This is a genomic window from Lentzea pudingi, from assembly GCF_014646255.1.
GTDB lineage: Bacteria > Actinomycetota > Actinomycetes > Mycobacteriales > Pseudonocardiaceae > Lentzea > Lentzea pudingi.
The window spans coordinates 212455-227525 of sequence record NZ_BMNC01000007.1 but is presented as its reverse complement, the minus strand read 5'-3'; the positions used below and the strand labels follow the sequence as shown (position 1 = coordinate 227525).

Below are 15071 nucleotides of genomic sequence, written 5' to 3'. Positions count from 1 at the left end.
CACCCTAGGCGAAGGTTAGTGAACTGTGGTTCACTAATGGCGTGGCACGACCTCGCACCATCACCGACGAACGGATCCTGAACGCCGTCGAGGCCGTCATCGACCGTCGCGGGCCGGAGTTCACCGTCGCGGACGTGGCGGCGGAGGCCGGGGTGTCGGTGGGGGCGGTGGCGAAGCGGTTCGGGTCCAAGAGCGGCCTGCTGCAGGCGCTCACGAAGGCGGGCACCGAAGAGGTCGTGCGCCGGATGCGCGAGGCGGGAAGCGTCCGGGCCGCGCTGATGATGTGGTTCGACCGCCTCAACGACCCGGAGGTCGCCACGAACAACTTGGCGCAGCTCGGGGTCGACCTGATCGACCCGGAACTGCGCGCGTTGCTGGCGCTGCACTACGCGGCGCTGGAGGAGGAGCTGGAGGTCCTGTGTGCGGCCGAGGACCTGCCGCCGAACGCGGCCCGCGTGCTCGCCGCGCTGGTGTACGGGATCTCGATGGACTGGTCGGTACGCCCGCGCGGCGACCTGCTGGCCCGCATGTCCGAGGACATCGATCTGGTGCTGGAAGGGATGCGTTGATGGCCACCTGGGCGGAGTTCACGGCGGAACAGCCGGAAATGGCCGCGTTCGTGGAGAGCCGGTTCGCCGCGGACCGGCACGCGTTGCTCGCGACGCTGCGCAAGGACGGCTCGCCGCGCATCAGCGGCGTGGAACCGGACTTCACGCGCGGTGAGGTGTGGGCGGGCATGATGCTGAACTCGTTGAAGTCGAAGGACTTGCGGCGCGACCCGAGGTTCGCGCTGCACTGCATGACCACGACCGCGTCCATGACGGAGGCGGGGGACGCGAAGATCAGCGGCACCGCCGAGTTCTGGACGGACAAGGAGACCTACCTGGACGAGCTGTTCGAGCGCACGGAGTGGCGACCGAAGCCGGAGGAGATCGACCTGTTCCGGTTCGACGTCACCGAGGTCGTGCAGCTCGTCGTCGAGGGCGACGGGATGGTCGTCCTCTCTTGGCACGAGGGAAGGGGAACTCACCGTGTCGTCAAGAAGTAACCCTGATCTGAGCGGGAAGGTCGCGGTCGTCACCGGCGCCACGCGCGGTGCGGGACGAGCGATCGCAGTGGAGCTCGGAGCGGCAGGAGCGACCGTGTTCGTCGCCGGCCGGACCACGCGGGAGCAGCAGTCCGAGATCGGGCGGTCGGAGACGATCGAGGAGACCGCCGAGCTGGTTGACGCGGCCGGTGGCAAGGGCATCGCCGTCCGGTGCGACCTCACGAATCCGTCCGATGTGGACGCTCTGGCCGCGCGGATCGACCGGCTCGACATCTTCATCGACAACGCCTGGGGTGGCGAGAACCTCGTCGAGTGGGGCAAGTTCTGGGAGCACGACCTCGACAAGCAGCTGCACATGTGGCGCAACGGCGTCGAGACGCACCTGATCGCCATCCACAAGCTGATGCCGATCCTGTTGAGGTCCGACGACGGCCTCGTGGTCGAGGTGACCGACGGAGAAGACGGCGAGGCGTACTTCGTGAACCTCCCGTACGACGCGGTGAAGAACACCGTGCGGCGGTTCGGCGAGGTGCTGGCCAAGGACCTGAAGGACCACCCGAACGTGACGGCGCTGGCGGCCACTCCGGGGTTCCTGCGGTCCGAGCAGATGCTGGAGGGCTTCGGCGTCACGGAGGCGAATTGGCGTGACGCGATCGAGAAGGTGCCGGACTACGCGTTGTCCGAGACGCCGCACTACCTCGGCCGCGGCATCGTGCACCTCGCGGCCGACAAGGACCGCCGGCGGTTCTCGGGCCAGTGCCTGTCGTCGTGGAAGCTCAAGCGCGAGTACGGGTTCACCGACCTCGACGGCTCGCAGCCCGACTGGGGCCACTGGTGGGACGACGTCGTGAAGCCGCGGATGGCGGGCCAGACGGTCGACGCTGACCCGGAGAAGTACCGCTAGGCGTCGCCGGGGCGGACGAGACCGGTCTCGTAGGCCAGCACCACGGCCTGCACCCGGTCTCGCAGCTCCAGCTTCGCGAGGATCCGCCCGACGTGCGTCTTCACCGTCGCCTCCGACAGGAAGAGCTTGCGGGCGATCTCGGTGTTCGACAGGCCCTTCGCGATCAGCACGAGCACCTCGCGCTCGCGTTCGGTCAGCACGTCGAGCATCGAGGCGTCCCGCAGCTCACCGCCGCCGTCGCCGAGGAACCGGCCCAGCAGCCGCTTGGTCACCGATGGCGAGACCACCGCGTCACCCGAGGCCACCGCGCGCAGGGCCGACACGAGGTCGGACGGCGGGGTGTCCTTCAGCAGGAACCCGCTGGCGCCGTTGCGCAGCGCCGACAACGCGTACTCGTCCATGTCGAACGTCGTCATGACCAGCACCTTCGCGGTGTCGGCCTCGGCGATCCGCTTGGTCGCCTCCACGCCGTCCATCACGGGCATGCGCACGTCCATCAGCACGACGTCGGGACGCAGCTTGTCGGCCATCTGCACGGCGTCGAGGCCGTCCGCGGCCTCGCCGATCACGTCGATGTCCTCCTGCGCGCCCAGCACCATGCGGAAGCCCATGCGCATGAGTTCCTGGTCGTCGACCAGCAGCACCCGAATCACTCGATCACCCTATGCGGCGAGCGGGAATGTCGCGCGCACGCGCCAGCCCCCGCCTGGATTGGGGCCCGCCTCGAACTCCCCGCCCAGCACCGCTGCCCTTTCCCTCATGCCGATCAGTCCGTTGCCGCCCGACACCTTGACCACGTCGTGGGGGGTGCCGAAGCCGTTGTCGATCACTTCGAGCCGCAGCTCCTCCGGCGTGCGCGCGAGGCGGACCAGGGCGGTCGTGCCCGCTCCAGCGTGCTTGATGATGTTCGTCAGTGCTTCCTGCACGATCCGGTAGATGCTCAGGCCGACGCCGACGGGGAGGTCGTCCACGTCGCCGTTGATCTCCAGGCGCACCGGGACCCCGGCCGCGCGGGTGTTCTCGGCCAGCTCGACCACACCCCGTGCGTCGGGCTGCGGAGCCCACTGCGTCTCGGCGTCCTCGCTACGCAGAACACCCAGCAGGCGGCGCATCTCGGTCAGCGCCAGGCGGCCGGTGTCGGCGATCGTGCGGACCGCGTTCTCGGCCACCTCGGGCTGGGACCTGATCGTGTACGCGGCGCCGTCGGCGTGGACGATCATCACGCTCACCGCGTGCGCGACGACGTCGTGCAGTTCACGAGCTATCCGGGACCGCTCCTCGCCCACCGCGATCTTGGCCTGCTGGTCGCGCTCGGTCTCCAGCAGGAGCAGGCGCTGTTCCATCTCCCGCTGGTAGGCGCGGCGGGCGCCGATGAACTCGCCCATGGCCCAGCTGAAGCCGAAGATCATGAACACGAAGAACACCAGGAACACGGCCTGGATCTCGCCGACCTGGAAGATCGCCCAGAGCAACGTGCCGGCCAGCAGCCAGCCCGAGTAGATCAGCGCCGTCTTGCGGTTCGTGTACGCGACCAGCGTGTAGAGCGCGATGGCCAGCGCGAAGTCGGACATGCGCACGGGGATGCCGTCGGAGCCGCCATGCGTGAACAGCTGCAGGAACGCGCCACCGAGGATCAGGTAGCTGGTGCCGAGCGGGTGGTACCTGCGGAAGGGCACCGGCCCGACCATCAGCAGGGTCACCGCGAGGAATGCCGAGAACGACACCCCGCGGTCGATCCCCGCGACCCCGAAGCCCATGTCGAAGATCAGCAGAATGCCGGCGATCAGGGAGTCCCCGAACGCCGGGTGAGCCTTCATCCACAGGCTGAACCTCCGCACCGGACAAGATTAGGTGCGGATCGAACTCCCTCGCGTCGCGCCACGGGTTGACGCCGCGTACGACTTCAGTGTGAGTTATTGTGTCGAGGGGTTGATACAAAGTTCGGGGGTTCGCCATGTACGACGTCCTGTGGGCCGCTGGGGTCGGGTTGGTGCTGCTGGTCGCCCTGTGGCCCACGCGGTCGACCGGCAAGCGCTTGCTGAAGAGCTGGAAGGTGTCCGATCCGACGCCGGCGCAGATCGACGACGCGGTCCGGTACCTGAAGCGCCGGCGGCTGCACTACCCGTGGCTCTTCGTCGGCCTGTCGTTCGTGCCGTTCGCGAGCGGCCGCGGCGTCGGGTCGTTCGCGGCGGTCGTGCTCGGGGGCACCTTGCTGGCGGAGCTGATCGCGTTGTCGCTGCCGCGCGAGGGCCGTCAGCGGGTCGCCTCGCTCACCCCGCGCGGCCTGTTCGACATCGGCTCGCAGTACGTGCTGGGCGCGTACGCGGTGATCGTGCTGTTCGGGCTGGGCTGGCTGCTCGTGAGGCTCGAGATCGAGCAGTTGCCGGTGTTCGTCGTGTCGGTCGCCGCGGTCGCGACGGTCATGTGGGCGGCGGTCGCCCGTCCGGCGGACGGGGACGAGGAGGTCGACCGGGCGCTGCGCACCCGCAGCGTGCACGTGTCGGCGGGCATCGGCGCGGCCATGGTCGGTGCGCTCATCGGCGGCGGATTCCTGTTAGCCGGCATCGTCGCGTGGGTCCTGATGGCCAACACGAACGTCGTGTCCAAGAAGATTGTGCGGTGAGCGCTCCCCGGATCGTCGTCGACGTCGAGAACGGTGTCCCGCCGTGGCGCCAGGTCCGGGACCAGCTCGTCCGGTTGATCAACGGCGGGGTGCTCCCGGTCGGGTCCCGCCTGCCGACGATCCGGCAGCTCGCCGCCGACCTCGGGCTCGCCGCCGGCACCGTCGCGCGGGCCTACCGGGAGCTGGAGACCTCGGGCGTGATCACGACAGGACGAAGGCAGGGCACCGTGGTGGCTGCCCTGCCTTCGCATGCACCGGACCCGCTCTCCGCCGCCGCGGCGGAGTTCGTCGCCATCGCTCGGTCACTCGGCGCCAGCGAGGGGGAGACGCTGAACGCCGTGCGAGCCCATTACTTGGGTGAGTAAGGCGACTCGATCTTGGGTGCGGGTCGCGGTTCGCCGATGTGAGCCTGACGTTCCTCTTGCCGTTCCTCGTAGATGCGGTGTTCCTCGGCCATCTGGTCAGCGAGTTGCTGCTGCATCTGACGATCCCGAATCCTGGCCAGGATCGCCATCGTCGCGCCGTGGGCCAGTGCCAGGAGCAGCAGCACGATGCCCAGCTTGACGACCACGTTCTTCACCGCGCTACCGGTCTCGACCTCGATGATCGACACCAGCGCGAGCAGGCCGAGCACGACGAGGTGGAAGAGCACAGCCGTCAGCTTCATCATGCCGCCGGCCTGCTCGTCGTCGTACGCAGCGCGCCTCAGGTATCCCTTGCCGCTGTGGTAGATCAGCTGGCCGTCGACCACGACCAGGACGATCCCCAGCACTAGGAACGTCACGTAGCTGTCACCCATGAGCTGTGGCTACCCGCGCACGCACGCACACAAACCGTGGCACGATCAGTGCTCGTGACGGCGTTGCAGGGACAACAACTGGCCGGTCCGCTGTGCGCGGCGGTGGCCAACCTGTGCGCTGCCCTGCAACCCCAGGTCTCGCCGCAGACCGCCGCCGGTTTCCAGGAGGTGCTGCGCCGCCTGCACGCGCCGTTGCAGGTCGCGGTCGCCGGCCGGATCAAGTCCGGCAAGTCGACGTTGGTGAACGCGTTGATCGGACGCCGGGTCGCGCCCACCGACATCGGCGAGTGCACGCGGCTCGTGACGCGCTACCAGTACGGCACGGTCGACCGCATCGAAGTGGTGCTGCGCGACGGCAGACGGCAGGTGCTGCCGTTCGACGCCAACGGCATGATCCCCGCTTCTCTTGGTGTTGAAGGCGTCTCGCACATCGAGGCGTACCTGACGAACGCCGTGCTGCGCGACATCACCGTCATCGACACGCCAGGGCTCGGTTCGCTGGACGCGGCGTCGGTCGCACGCACCGAGGAACTGCTGGATCCCGTGTCGCGCAACGCGGTCGCCGGCGCGGAAGCCGTTCTCTACGTCGTGACGCAGGGCGTGCGCGCGGACGACCATTCGACGTTGGCCGCTTTCTCCGCCGCGACCGCGTCCCGCGAGGCAGGCCCGGTCAACGCCATCGCCGCGCTGAACAAGGTCGACGCCGTCGCGCCGGAGACCGTCGAGGGCTCGGAGGGTGACGTCTGGCGGGCCGCGCAGATCCTCGCGGCGAAGCAGGCCGAATTGCTCAAGCCGAGGGTGGCCGACGTGCTGCCGGTGATCAGCCTGCTCGCCGAGTCCGCGGAGACCGGTGAGTTCACGTCGGCGGACGCGGAGGCGTTGCGGGCCTTGGCGGCGCTGGACGCGGACACCCGCACGATGATGCTGATGTCCGGCGACCTCTTCACGTCGTGGGAGTGCGACGTGGCGGCCGGTGTGCGCTCCCGGTTGCTGGAGAAGCTCGACCTCTACGGCATCGGCCGCGCGCTGGAGGCGTTGGACGCCGAACCCGCGTTGCCCGCCGGCGCGTTGCGGCGGGTGCTGTTCGACGCGTCCGGGTTCGCCGAGGTCCGAGGCCGGTTGGACGCGGTCTTCCGGGCACGTGCCGACGGCATCAAGGCCGCCGCCGCGCTGGCCTCCGTCACGTCGCTGGCCGCGGGTGATGCCGGCGAACGGCAGCGCGTGCACGACGCGATCGAACTCCTGCTGGCCCGTCCCGAGGCCCATCAGCTGCGGCTGCTGGAGGCGTTGACGCTGGTCTCGTCCGGCGCCGTCACCCTGGCCCCGGACCTGACGGAGGAGGTGCTGCGCGTCGGCAGCACCCCGGACGTCGCCGCCCAGCTGGGCATGCCGGGCAGGCCGGGTGCGGAGCTGGTGGCGTTCGCGCTGGAACGGGCCGGGTGGTGGCGTTCGTTCGCCTCCTTCGGCGCGACTCCCGCGCAGGCTCGGGTGGCGCACGTCGTCCACCGGGCGTATTTCCTCATCTGGCAGCAACTACGTGCTGGGGGGCACCGATGAGCGTGAACGGAACCGAACACACCGGGCTGGCGTCGGACGACGGTGTGGAGACCATTGCCGACGAGCTGCTCGACCAGGCGCTGGCCGAACGCCGCGCGCTGGTCCAGCTGTGCCTGTACGCGCTGGACCGCGCCAGTGCGGGCGTGGTCGAACGCATCGAGGAAGGCCTGTCGTCCATCGGCGTCACGGCGCTGAGGGTGGACGGCGAGCGGTTCGACCCGTCGCGGCACGAGGCCGGTGGCGCCGTGCCGACCGACGACCTGGCGCTGCAGGGCCTGGTCGCCGAGACCGAGGTACCCGGCTTCTGCGACCGCGGCCGCGTGCTGCGGGCTCCGATCGTGACGGTCTACACGGCCCGATGAGCAACCTCTCGCAGACGGTCCGGCAGACGCGCGAACGTCTCACCTCTCTCGTACGCGAGCTCGACCCGTCGATGGCTGACTGGGTGACGCGGCGAGCGGCGCCGGAGGTGTCGTCGGTCGTGATCGTCGGCGAGACGAACCGCGGCAAGTCGTCGCTGGTCAACGCTCTGCTGTCGGCCCCGGGACTCTCGCCGGTCGACGCCGACGTGGCCACCTCGACCTACCTCGTCTTCCAGCACGGCCCGTCCTGGGCGGCCCGCGCCTGCTACCCCGGCCTGCTCGCGCCGGTCAGCTTCCCGCTGCCCGCGCTGATCAACTGGGTCTCCGCCGCCCACGACCTGCCCGAGGGCGAGCTGCCCCCGCGCTACGTCGAGGTCGACGCGCCGATCCCGTTGCTGGAACGGATGTCCGTCGTGGACACCCCCGGCGTCGGCGGCCTGGAGTCCGTGCACGGCGAACTGGCGCTCGAAGCCGTCACCTCCGCCACCGCCCTGATCTTCGTCGTGGACGCCTCGTCGCCGTTCACCCGCGGTGAGCTGGACTTCCTCAAGCGCGTGGGCGACCGCGTCGAGACCGTCGTCTTCGCGCTGACCAAGACCGACCAGTACCGGGGCTGGCGCCAGGTCCTCGACGCGAACCAGGCCTTGCTCGCCGAACACGCCCCCCGTTTCGCCGACGCCACCTGGTACCCGGTGTCGTCCCGCATGTTCGGCATGGCCGCCCAGGCCCCGAACCCGGACGCGGCCTCGATGCTCCGCGAACGCTCCGGCATCTCATTTCTGCAGACCGCCCTGCAGGAACTCGTCACGGGACGCGCCGGCATGCTCGCCGAGGCCAACGCCCTGCGCGCGTTGACGACAGTCCTGGCCGAACTGGAAATCCGCCTCGAACACGAGAAGCGCGCCCTGTCCGTGGGCGAGGACGAGGCCGCCGTCCTGCGCGCCCGCCGCGAAGAACTCCAGACCGAACGCCGTTCCTCGACGCGCGGCTGGCAGGTCCGCCTGCGCGGCGAGGTCCAACGCGCCCGCATCGAGAACTCCCACGAGATCTCCCGCCAAATGCGCGACCTGCAGACCTGGTACCGCCAGGCCATCGACGCGGCCGACCGCACGGCCCTGGCCGCACTGCCCCAACAGGTCGACACGGCACTGCAGGTCGTGTCGGGCCGCATCTCCACAGCCCTGTCCGCACGCCTCTCCCAGGTGACCGACGCGGTGCTGGCCACCCTGTTCAGCCAGGAAGAACTGACCCTGATCCGAGGCCAGTTCGCACGGGGCGAACAACCCCCGGTCATCCTGCGCCCCAAGGAAAAGCGCCCACCGACAGCCGAAGACAAGCTGCTGGTCTTCATGGGCGTCTCCGGCGGCCTGGGCGCGGGCAAGCTCGCCGTCATGCCGCTGGCCGGCCTCGGCATAGCCGCGCTGAACCCGATCGTCCTGCCCGTCACCATCGCACTGGGCCTGGGCGCAGGCTGGTGGATGGCCCGCACCCGCACCCACACGGCAGAAAAGCAGCACGTCAAGCAGTGGCTCTCCGACGCCATCGCGGACGCCCGCTCCACAGTGGACCAACTGGCCGCCGAACAGCTGATCGAGGCCGAACAGGCCCTGTCGCTCGCTCTGGACGAGGCCTTGGCCAAGCGCATCGAGGCCATCGAGGCGGAGCTGCGCGAGGTCGACCGCGCGCTGCGCATGGAGGCCGGCGAACGGGGCCGCGAACTGCAGTCCGCGACCCGTCAGCTCGCCGAGGTGGAGCAGGGGCGGTCGAAGGCGGAGGAGCTACTGGGCCGCATCCGTTCGGTCCGCGACCGCGCCTAGGCCACCCACCGCACGACCAGCGGATGCGAGTCCTCGGCGAGGTAGAAGTGGTCGGGGAAGTACTCGATGTGCACGTGGTAGGAGCCGTTCACGAGGTCGACCGGCCCGCGCAGGCTGTCCGCGAGAACGGCCAGCGACTCGGCGCCGCCCTCGATGACGACCTCGTCGTCGCTCACCAGCACCCTGACCAGCCCTTCCGTTCGGCGCACCGTCAACTTCGCCGGCGCGGCGTCGTAGGGCGCGGGGTCGTGCACCGCTGCGGCGATCCGGCCGGTGCCCGAGTCGATCAGATCGGCGATCCGCTCGAAGCAGGTGGTGGACCCCGCGATCTCGCACTCGTTCGTCTTCGCCGCGTAGCTGATTTCCGGCAGGTCGTTCATGGCGTTCTCCCCAGGTCGACCGGCGCGAGGTTGGCGACGGAACCAAACCGGCATAACGTGGGTCATACCGGTACATGAGCAAGTAGGAGGTGTGTCCCGGTGTACATCGACGAGAACGGTGCGGCCGACGCCGAGCTGAAGGTCACCGTCGAGGATGAGGAGTACACCGCCGACGTCACCTTCGACCTCGACCGGGACGGCGTGAACGACTCCGCCGTCGTCGAGACCGATGACGGTGGCCATCTCGCGTTCACCGACACGAACGGCGACGGTGACGCCGATCTGATGAGCACGTTCGACAAGGACGGCAATCTCCTGAGCCAGGCCCGGTTCGAGGAGAATTCCGGTGAGTGGGTCGCCGTCGACCCGAACGACTCGCGGCAGGAAAAGACGAATTCCTCGCCCACTCAGGCGATTGTCGTTGACACCGGCGATGGCGAACGAAACGTCGGGCGGGCGACCGAGGACACCGACGGAGACGGCAAGGCGGACACCGCGGTCGTCCGGGACGACGCCGGTGACACGTGGTTGTTCACGGACTCGAACGGCGACGGCAAGGCCGACGTGGCGACCGAGATCACACGATCCGGCGAGGTCACGATGTCGGAACACCGCGGTGACGACTGGGTCGAGGTCGAGCACGGGCACATCGAGGCCGACGGCCGGTACGTGACGGACTCGAAGAGCGGCATTCTGGACGACTCGGACGACTGGCTCGAGGAAGAACGGTTCGACGGAGTCGTCCGAATCGATTCCACGACGGGGCAGTGGATCAGCCCGAACTGATCGCAGAACTGAAGCGCAGGTCACAGGCCCCGGTGTGGTGAGAACCGCACCGGGGCCTCTTGTGTTTTTCCCACCTCAAGCCCGCCTTAACGCCGTCCGAGTGCTGAATCGATTACAGAATCGGTTTTGTGAGGGAAGCGACAGGCTGGGGGTGCTTTACCTGCCATTCACCGGGCTAACCTCGGTCCATCCCCTTCCACGTACGCCCGGCCCCACCGGGCGTCGTGAGCTATTCCCGAGGACGACGCAGTCCTGCACCGGACCACCACGTGCTCGGGTTGCCGAGGCGTTCAGTCAGGAGACGAGACGAGATGACGGCAGTGACCATTCCCGGTCTCGAACAGGCACCTACCAACCACGCGCAGCTGCTCGCATGGGTTCAGGAAGTCGCTGAGCTGACCTGCCCCGACGAGGTTGTTTGGGCTGACGGGTCTCAGGGCGAATGGGACCGTCTCACGAAGAAGCTCGTCGACGCCGGCACGTTCGTGCCGCTGAAGAAGAAGCCCAACTCGTTCTGGGCGGCCTCGGACCCCAGCGACGTCGCGCGGGTGGAAGAGCGCACGTACATCTGTTCGGTGCGCGAGGAGGACTCGGGCGCGACGAACAACTGGATGGACCCTTCGGAGATGAAGGCCATCATGACCGAGCTCTACCGGGGCTGCATGCGTGGTCGCACGATGTACGTCATCCCGTTCTGCATGGGCCCGCTGGACGCGGAGAAGCCGATGCTCGGTGTCGAGATCACCGACTCGGAGTACGTCGTCGTCTCCATGCACATCATGACCCGCATGGGCACCAAGGCGCTGAACCTGTTCGGTGAGGACGCTCCGTACGTCCCCGCGCTGCACTCCCTCGGCGCTCCGCTGGAGCCCGGCCAGGAAGACGTGCAGTGGCCGTGCAACACGACCAAGTACATCTCGCACTTCCCGGAGACCCGCGAGATCTGGAGCTTCGGCTCCGGCTACGGCGGCAACGCCCTGCTCGGCAAGAAGTGCTTCTCGCTGCGCATCGCGAGTGCGATGGCCCGTGACGAGGGCTGGCTCGCCGAGCACATGCTGATCCTCAAGCTCACCTCGCCGGAGAACAAGGCGTACTACATCGCCGCCGCGTTCCCGTCGGCCTGTGGCAAGACGAACCTCGCCATGCTGGAGCCGACCATCCCCGGCTGGAAGGTCGAGACGCTCGGCGACGACATCGCCTGGATGCGTTTCGGTGAGGACGGCCGCCTGTACGCGGTGAACCCGGAGAACGGCTTCTTCGGCGTCGCGCCCGGCACCGACTACCACACGAACCCGAACGCGATGCGCACCATCGCCAAGGGCAACTCGCTGTTCACGAACGTCGCGCTGACCGACGACGGCGACGTCTGGTGGGAGGGCATCGGCGAGGCCCCTGCCCACCTGACCTCGTGGAAGCACCAGGACTGGACGCCGGACGGCGACGAGCTGGCCGCGCACCCGAACTCCCGTTACTGCACGCCGATCGAGCAGTGCGACATCAAGGCGCCGGAGTGGGAGGACCCGAACGGCGTCCCGATCTCGGCGATCTTCTTCGGTGGCCGCCGTGCCACGACGATCCCGCTGGTCACCGAGTCCCGCGATTGGCAGCATGGCACCTACATGGGCGCCACGCTCTCGTCCGAGACCACGGCCGCCGCGGTCGGCAAGACCGGTGTCGTGCGCCGCGACCCGATGGCGATGCTGCCGTTCATCGGCTACAACGCCGGTGACTACTTCCAGCACTGGGTCGACCTCGGCAAGCGCGCCGACGCCGACAAGCTGCCGAAGATCTTCTACGTCAACTGGTTCCGCCGCGGTGAGGACAAGCGCTTCCTGTGGCCCGGGTTCGGCGAGAACTCGCGCGTCCTGAAGTGGGCCATCGAGCGCCTCGAGGGCAAGGCCGCCGCCCAGGAGACCCCGATCGGCTACGTGCCGACCGCGGCCGACCTGGACCTCGAGGGCCTGGACGCGTCGCGTGAGGACATCGAGGCCTCGCTCGCGTTCGACGCCGACGAGTGGCGTGCCGAGATCCCGCTGGTCGAGGAGTGGTTCGAGAAGATCGGCGAGAAGGTCCCGACCACGCTCCGCGACGAGCTGGCGGCCCTGAAGCAGCGCTTGGGCTGATCAGTCCCAGGTGTTTCGAAGCCCCATCGGTCAACGGCGACCGGTGGGGCTTCTTCTTGGGGTACTACTGGTCGTGTGACTCAGGACGACTTCCCCGGCGGGCTGAACTTCGACGGTTCGACGCGTGATGTGGAGGTCGGACCGTCCACCGGGATCGTGCGCTACTACCCGGTCCCGCCCGCCCCGCCGGCTCGCACGCCGTGGTGGCGCTTCACGCTCGTGTTCCTGGCCGGTTTAGCGGTCGGCGGGGTCGCCGGAGTGGTCCTGTGCAGCAATCTTCTCTGAGTCAGCGCAGCTCATCGTCCACATGAGACGAAGTTGTCCACAGTTGTGGACGGCTTTGTGCACACGTTGTGGATAGCTGTGGACAAGCCTGGGGACCGTCAGCGAATTGATGGAAACGGTCTTGCTCCAGGAATGAACCCGGCCCCTTCCGGGAACGTCTTAGATGTGTGATGACGATCACAAAGATCGTCACTGAGGCGGAGAGGGAGGTGTGCCGTGGGAATCGCCGGAATCGCGATGCTCGTGCTGTCCCTGGCCGCCATTTTGATGGTCGTGATCGCCGGGTCAGTTCGGGAGCGGGTTGTCCCGGATGCCGAGGAGGGTGCCGTTGAAGGTCTTGGTGGCCTCCGCGTAGCAGACGGCGTTGGTCCATCCCTCTGACCAGGCCTGGGAGCCCGGGTTGCGCCACGCCGGGAACACGTCCGAGCGCTTGGTCGAGCCCAGGTAGTCGTGCACGGCCTTGGTGCACTTCTCGGTCGCGATCGAGTTCATCTGCTCCTTGGACGGAGCGGGGTCGGTCGACTTGCCGAGCGACACGACGCCGCCGGGCACTGCCTCCGCCATGTGCGCGGTGGTGCAGGCGACGACCTTGACCTCCTGGTCCTTCGACGGCGAACCCTGCGTGCAGGTCTGGAAGGTGCCGAAGCCGTTGCCCTTCAGCACGTCCCTCACGGAACCCTTGCGCGCCAGCGGCTTCTCGTCCGGGCTGATCTCCACGACGGTGCACAGCCGCCAGCGCTGGCCGTCCTTCCAGCCCTGCTCGTTCGGCCAGAACGCCCAGACCCGCAGGCGCGTCGAGTCCGAGTCGCCGCTGCCCAGGTACTCGCTGAGCGTCTGGCGGCACGGCGGGAGCGCGGCCTTGCGCAGCGCCTGCGTGTCCGGGTAGGTCGTGGGCAGGCCGGTGAGCTCACCGACGCTCATGACCTCGGCCTCGTGCGATTCGGTGCACTGCAGCACCTTCAGCTCGTAGGCGTTCATGCACTGCCCCGATTTCGGCAGTGCGGGCGCGGAGGCGGAGGCAGTGGACGGCAACGGTCCGGGGACCGCCTGGCCACCCACCTGGATCGCGCACGCGGACAGGGTCAACGCGCTCAGGACAATTGCCACCGCCAGCCGCACACGAGTCACACCACAGAGACTAGGGCCTTCACCTGATCGGCGATGTCCCGACGCTGCTTTTCGAAGGCCGGATCGGTCAGCGCGGCCGGGTCGGCGGGCTGTCCGAGCACCGGCGTGTGGAGATGTCCGCCGAGGACGTTCGTTGCGCCGTAACCGATTCGCAGCCGGTTGGCCCGGTACATGCTCTCGTTGGAGAGGTAGTCACCGCCGCCACCGGACGCGGCGGTCCTGCCCGGCGTCGGCTGGTCGGTGCGGCACGACTGCTGCGAACCGACGACGACCCACTCGCAGAAGGCCGGGTTGTAGTTCACCGCGAACGGGCCGGTGCCCGCGTCGATCATCTTCTGGAACGGCAGGGTCGTCTCGATGAACTCGTTCCCGGGCTGCGGCCAGCCCGCCGCGTTCGGGACGCTGCCGTACGAGTTGACGTTGTTGTTGTCCGCGAAGCCACCGCGCCAGCGCGCCGCCCACCGTTCGACGTCGAACCGGCCGGGCCTGCCCTGGCTGATCGTCACGAACGCGTCGGGTTTCTGCTCCAACGCCAAGCCGTAGAACCGTTCGACGACACCCTCGTCGAACCCGCCCCACAGCACGGGAAGCACCGCGGCCTGCAGCACGACCTTGCCGGTCGGCGTGGAGATCTCACGGCCGTCGAGCTGCAACGCCGCGGCACCGGCCGGGTTGGCGCGCCGCACGTTCACGCCGGTGAGCTGGAACGGGTCGAAGCCGGTGACGGCGACCTTGCGCACGCCGGGCCTGCTGGGGAACGCCGAGTCGCTCAGGCCGCGCGAGGCCCAGTCGAACTTCTGGATCAGCGTCGCGCGGTCGGCCGGTGAGATCGCGAACCGCGGCTTCCACTGGCGCAGCGCGGAGCTGAGCTGCAGTCGTGCCCAGTAGAGCGGGCGGTCGTCGTAGGCGTCGTGTGTCACGGGTGTTGTGCTCTGGGCGCGGGCGACGGCCGCCTTCCACAGCGCGTTGCCTTCGCGTTCCACGAACTGCTGTGCCTGCTTCGGCACGACCTGGCGGCAGAGCCTGGCGGTGAAGTCCGTGACGCGGCCGTCGAAACCGGCGAGCCGCACGAGCGACGGGCCGACGGCGGGGCCGCTTGTGACGAGCGTGTCGTCGAGCCGCTGCTCCTCGACGGTCAGCGGGACGGAGGTGTCGTAGCAGTTCGCGTCCTGCGCGTGGGCGACGGCGGGACTCAGGGTGAGGGCGAGCGCGGTGAGCCCGACCAGTCCGGCGATGGTTTTCACGTGATCGATCCTCAA

The 15071-nt window shown here is 68.5% G+C and carries 17 protein-coding genes; 11 read left to right on the top strand and 6 right to left on the bottom strand.

All coding sequences use genetic code 11. From position 1 onward, the window contains the following. Positions 1 to 41 precede the first annotated feature (41 nt). From IEY88_RS25975 to IEY88_RS25965, 3 genes are read left to right on the top strand one after another with little or no spacing between them, the layout of a single operon-like run. A complete protein-coding gene (locus IEY88_RS25975) occupies positions 42 to 569 on the top strand; it encodes a TetR/AcrR family transcriptional regulator (protein WP_189157446.1) in 528 nt (175 codons plus the stop codon). Beyond that, positions 569 to 1048: a pyridoxamine 5'-phosphate oxidase family protein gene (locus IEY88_RS25970; protein ID WP_189157445.1), complete on the top strand. Its 480-nt coding sequence runs from the start codon at positions 569 to 571 to the stop codon at positions 1046 to 1048. The genes IEY88_RS25975 and IEY88_RS25970 overlap by 1 nt, the downstream gene beginning before the upstream one ends. Further along, positions 1032 to 1952 carry an SDR family oxidoreductase gene (locus IEY88_RS25965; RefSeq protein WP_189157444.1) on the top strand — a complete coding sequence of 307 codons (921 nt, stop codon included), beginning with the start codon at positions 1032 to 1034 and terminating at the stop codon, positions 1950 to 1952. The genes IEY88_RS25970 and IEY88_RS25965 overlap by 17 nt, the downstream gene beginning before the upstream one ends. Here the strand turns inward: IEY88_RS25965 and IEY88_RS25960 are convergent. Together IEY88_RS25960 and IEY88_RS25955 are read right to left on the bottom strand one after the other, a co-directional pair. Then, positions 1949 to 2605 (bottom strand): response regulator, encoded by a 657-nt coding sequence (locus IEY88_RS25960; protein WP_089918409.1) that lies wholly within the window; start codon positions 2603 to 2605, stop codon positions 1949 to 1951. The genes IEY88_RS25965 and IEY88_RS25960 overlap by 4 nt on opposite strands. A gap of 9 nt (positions 2606 to 2614) precedes the next feature. Then, the gene (locus IEY88_RS25955; protein WP_308426011.1) at positions 2615 to 3790 is read right to left on the bottom strand and encodes a sensor histidine kinase; all 1176 of its coding nucleotides are present in this window, start codon (positions 3788 to 3790) and stop codon (positions 2615 to 2617) included. 116 nt (positions 3791 to 3906) lie between these two features. Between IEY88_RS25955 and IEY88_RS25950 the strand changes: the two genes are divergently transcribed. Beyond that, positions 3907 to 4575, top strand: a complete 669-nt coding sequence (locus IEY88_RS25950; protein WP_189157443.1) for a hypothetical protein — start codon at positions 3907 to 3909, stop codon at positions 4573 to 4575. Then, the gene (locus IEY88_RS25945; RefSeq protein WP_189157442.1) at positions 4572 to 4940 is read left to right on the top strand and encodes a GntR family transcriptional regulator; all 369 of its coding nucleotides are present in this window, start codon (positions 4572 to 4574) and stop codon (positions 4938 to 4940) included. The genes IEY88_RS25950 and IEY88_RS25945 overlap by 4 nt, the downstream gene beginning before the upstream one ends. On the opposite strand, the gene IEY88_RS25940 is transcribed toward IEY88_RS25945, so the two are convergent. Next, entirely contained in the window at positions 4925 to 5374 is a 450-nt protein-coding gene (locus IEY88_RS25940) for a hypothetical protein (RefSeq protein ID WP_189157441.1), read from the bottom strand. The genes IEY88_RS25945 and IEY88_RS25940 overlap by 16 nt on opposite strands. Before the next feature lie 54 nt (positions 5375 to 5428). On the opposite strand from IEY88_RS25940, the gene IEY88_RS25935 reads away from it, so the two are divergent. From IEY88_RS25935 to IEY88_RS25925, 3 genes are read left to right on the top strand one after another with little or no spacing between them, the layout of a single operon-like run. Next, on the top strand, positions 5429 to 6931 hold the full coding sequence (locus IEY88_RS25935) for a dynamin family protein (RefSeq protein WP_189157564.1): 1503 nt from the start codon (positions 5429 to 5431) through the stop codon (positions 6929 to 6931). Then, positions 6928 to 7293: a nucleotide exchange factor GrpE gene (grpE, locus tag IEY88_RS25930; RefSeq protein ID WP_189157440.1), complete on the top strand. Its 366-nt coding sequence runs from the start codon at positions 6928 to 6930 to the stop codon at positions 7291 to 7293. The genes IEY88_RS25935 and grpE overlap by 4 nt, the downstream gene beginning before the upstream one ends. Further along, positions 7290 to 9110, top strand: a complete 1821-nt coding sequence (locus tag IEY88_RS25925; protein ID WP_189157439.1) for a dynamin family protein — start codon at positions 7290 to 7292, stop codon at positions 9108 to 9110. The genes grpE and IEY88_RS25925 overlap by 4 nt, the downstream gene beginning before the upstream one ends. Here the strand turns inward: IEY88_RS25925 and IEY88_RS25920 are convergent. Continuing rightward, positions 9107 to 9490, bottom strand: a complete 384-nt coding sequence (locus IEY88_RS25920; protein WP_189157438.1) for an Imm32 family immunity protein — start codon at positions 9488 to 9490, stop codon at positions 9107 to 9109. The two genes, IEY88_RS25925 and IEY88_RS25920, sit on opposite strands and share 4 nt — an antisense overlap. Positions 9491 to 9589: 99 nt before the next feature. On the opposite strand from IEY88_RS25920, the gene IEY88_RS25915 reads away from it, so the two are divergent. The 3 genes from IEY88_RS25915 (at position 9590) to IEY88_RS25905 (ending at position 12684) form a co-directional block, all read left to right on the top strand. Further along, positions 9590 to 10276, top strand: a complete 687-nt coding sequence (locus IEY88_RS25915; protein WP_189157437.1) for a DUF6802 family protein — start codon at positions 9590 to 9592, stop codon at positions 10274 to 10276. A gap of 311 nt (positions 10277 to 10587) precedes the next feature. Continuing rightward, positions 10588 to 12399, top strand: a complete 1812-nt coding sequence (locus IEY88_RS25910) for a phosphoenolpyruvate carboxykinase (GTP) (protein ID WP_189157436.1) — start codon at positions 10588 to 10590, stop codon at positions 12397 to 12399. A gap of 75 nt (positions 12400 to 12474) precedes the next feature. After that, the gene (locus IEY88_RS25905) at positions 12475 to 12684 is read left to right on the top strand and encodes a hypothetical protein (RefSeq protein ID WP_189157435.1); all 210 of its coding nucleotides are present in this window, start codon (positions 12475 to 12477) and stop codon (positions 12682 to 12684) included. Between the two features lie 285 nt (positions 12685 to 12969). On the opposite strand, the gene IEY88_RS25900 is transcribed toward IEY88_RS25905, so the two are convergent. Together IEY88_RS25900 and IEY88_RS25895 are read right to left on the bottom strand one after the other, a co-directional pair. Next, complete coding sequence (locus IEY88_RS25900) at positions 12970 to 13812, bottom strand: septum formation family protein (RefSeq protein ID WP_189157434.1); 843 nt, start codon at positions 13810 to 13812, stop codon at positions 12970 to 12972. After that, positions 13809 to 15056, bottom strand: coding sequence for a pyroglutamyl-peptidase I (locus tag IEY88_RS25895; RefSeq protein ID WP_189157433.1), 1248 nt, complete (start codon positions 15054 to 15056; stop codon positions 13809 to 13811). Before IEY88_RS25895 ends, IEY88_RS25900 begins: the two co-directional genes overlap by 4 nt. Between the last annotated feature and the right edge of the window lie 15 nt (positions 15057 to 15071).

Bases quoted from the DNA above. Each gene is read 5' to 3' on its own strand.
- IEY88_RS25970 (WP_189157445.1), top strand. From the start codon at position 569: ATGGCCACCTGGGCGGAGTTCACGGCGGAACAGCCGGAAATGGCCGCG.
- IEY88_RS25950 (WP_189157443.1), top strand. From the start codon at position 3,907: ATGTACGACGTCCTGTGGGCCGCTGGGGTCGGGTTGGTGCTGCTGGTC.
- IEY88_RS25940 (WP_189157441.1), bottom strand. From the start codon at position 5,374: ATGGGTGACAGCTACGTGACGTTCCTAGTGCTGGGGATCGTCCTGGTC.
- grpE (WP_189157440.1), top strand. From the start codon at position 6,928: ATGAGCGTGAACGGAACCGAACACACCGGGCTGGCGTCGGACGACGGT.
- IEY88_RS25925 (WP_189157439.1), top strand. From the start codon at position 7,290: ATGAGCAACCTCTCGCAGACGGTCCGGCAGACGCGCGAACGTCTCACC.
- IEY88_RS25920 (WP_189157438.1), bottom strand. From the start codon at position 9,490: ATGAACGACCTGCCGGAAATCAGCTACGCGGCGAAGACGAACGAGTGC.
- IEY88_RS25910 (WP_189157436.1), top strand. From the start codon at position 10,588: ATGACGGCAGTGACCATTCCCGGTCTCGAACAGGCACCTACCAACCAC.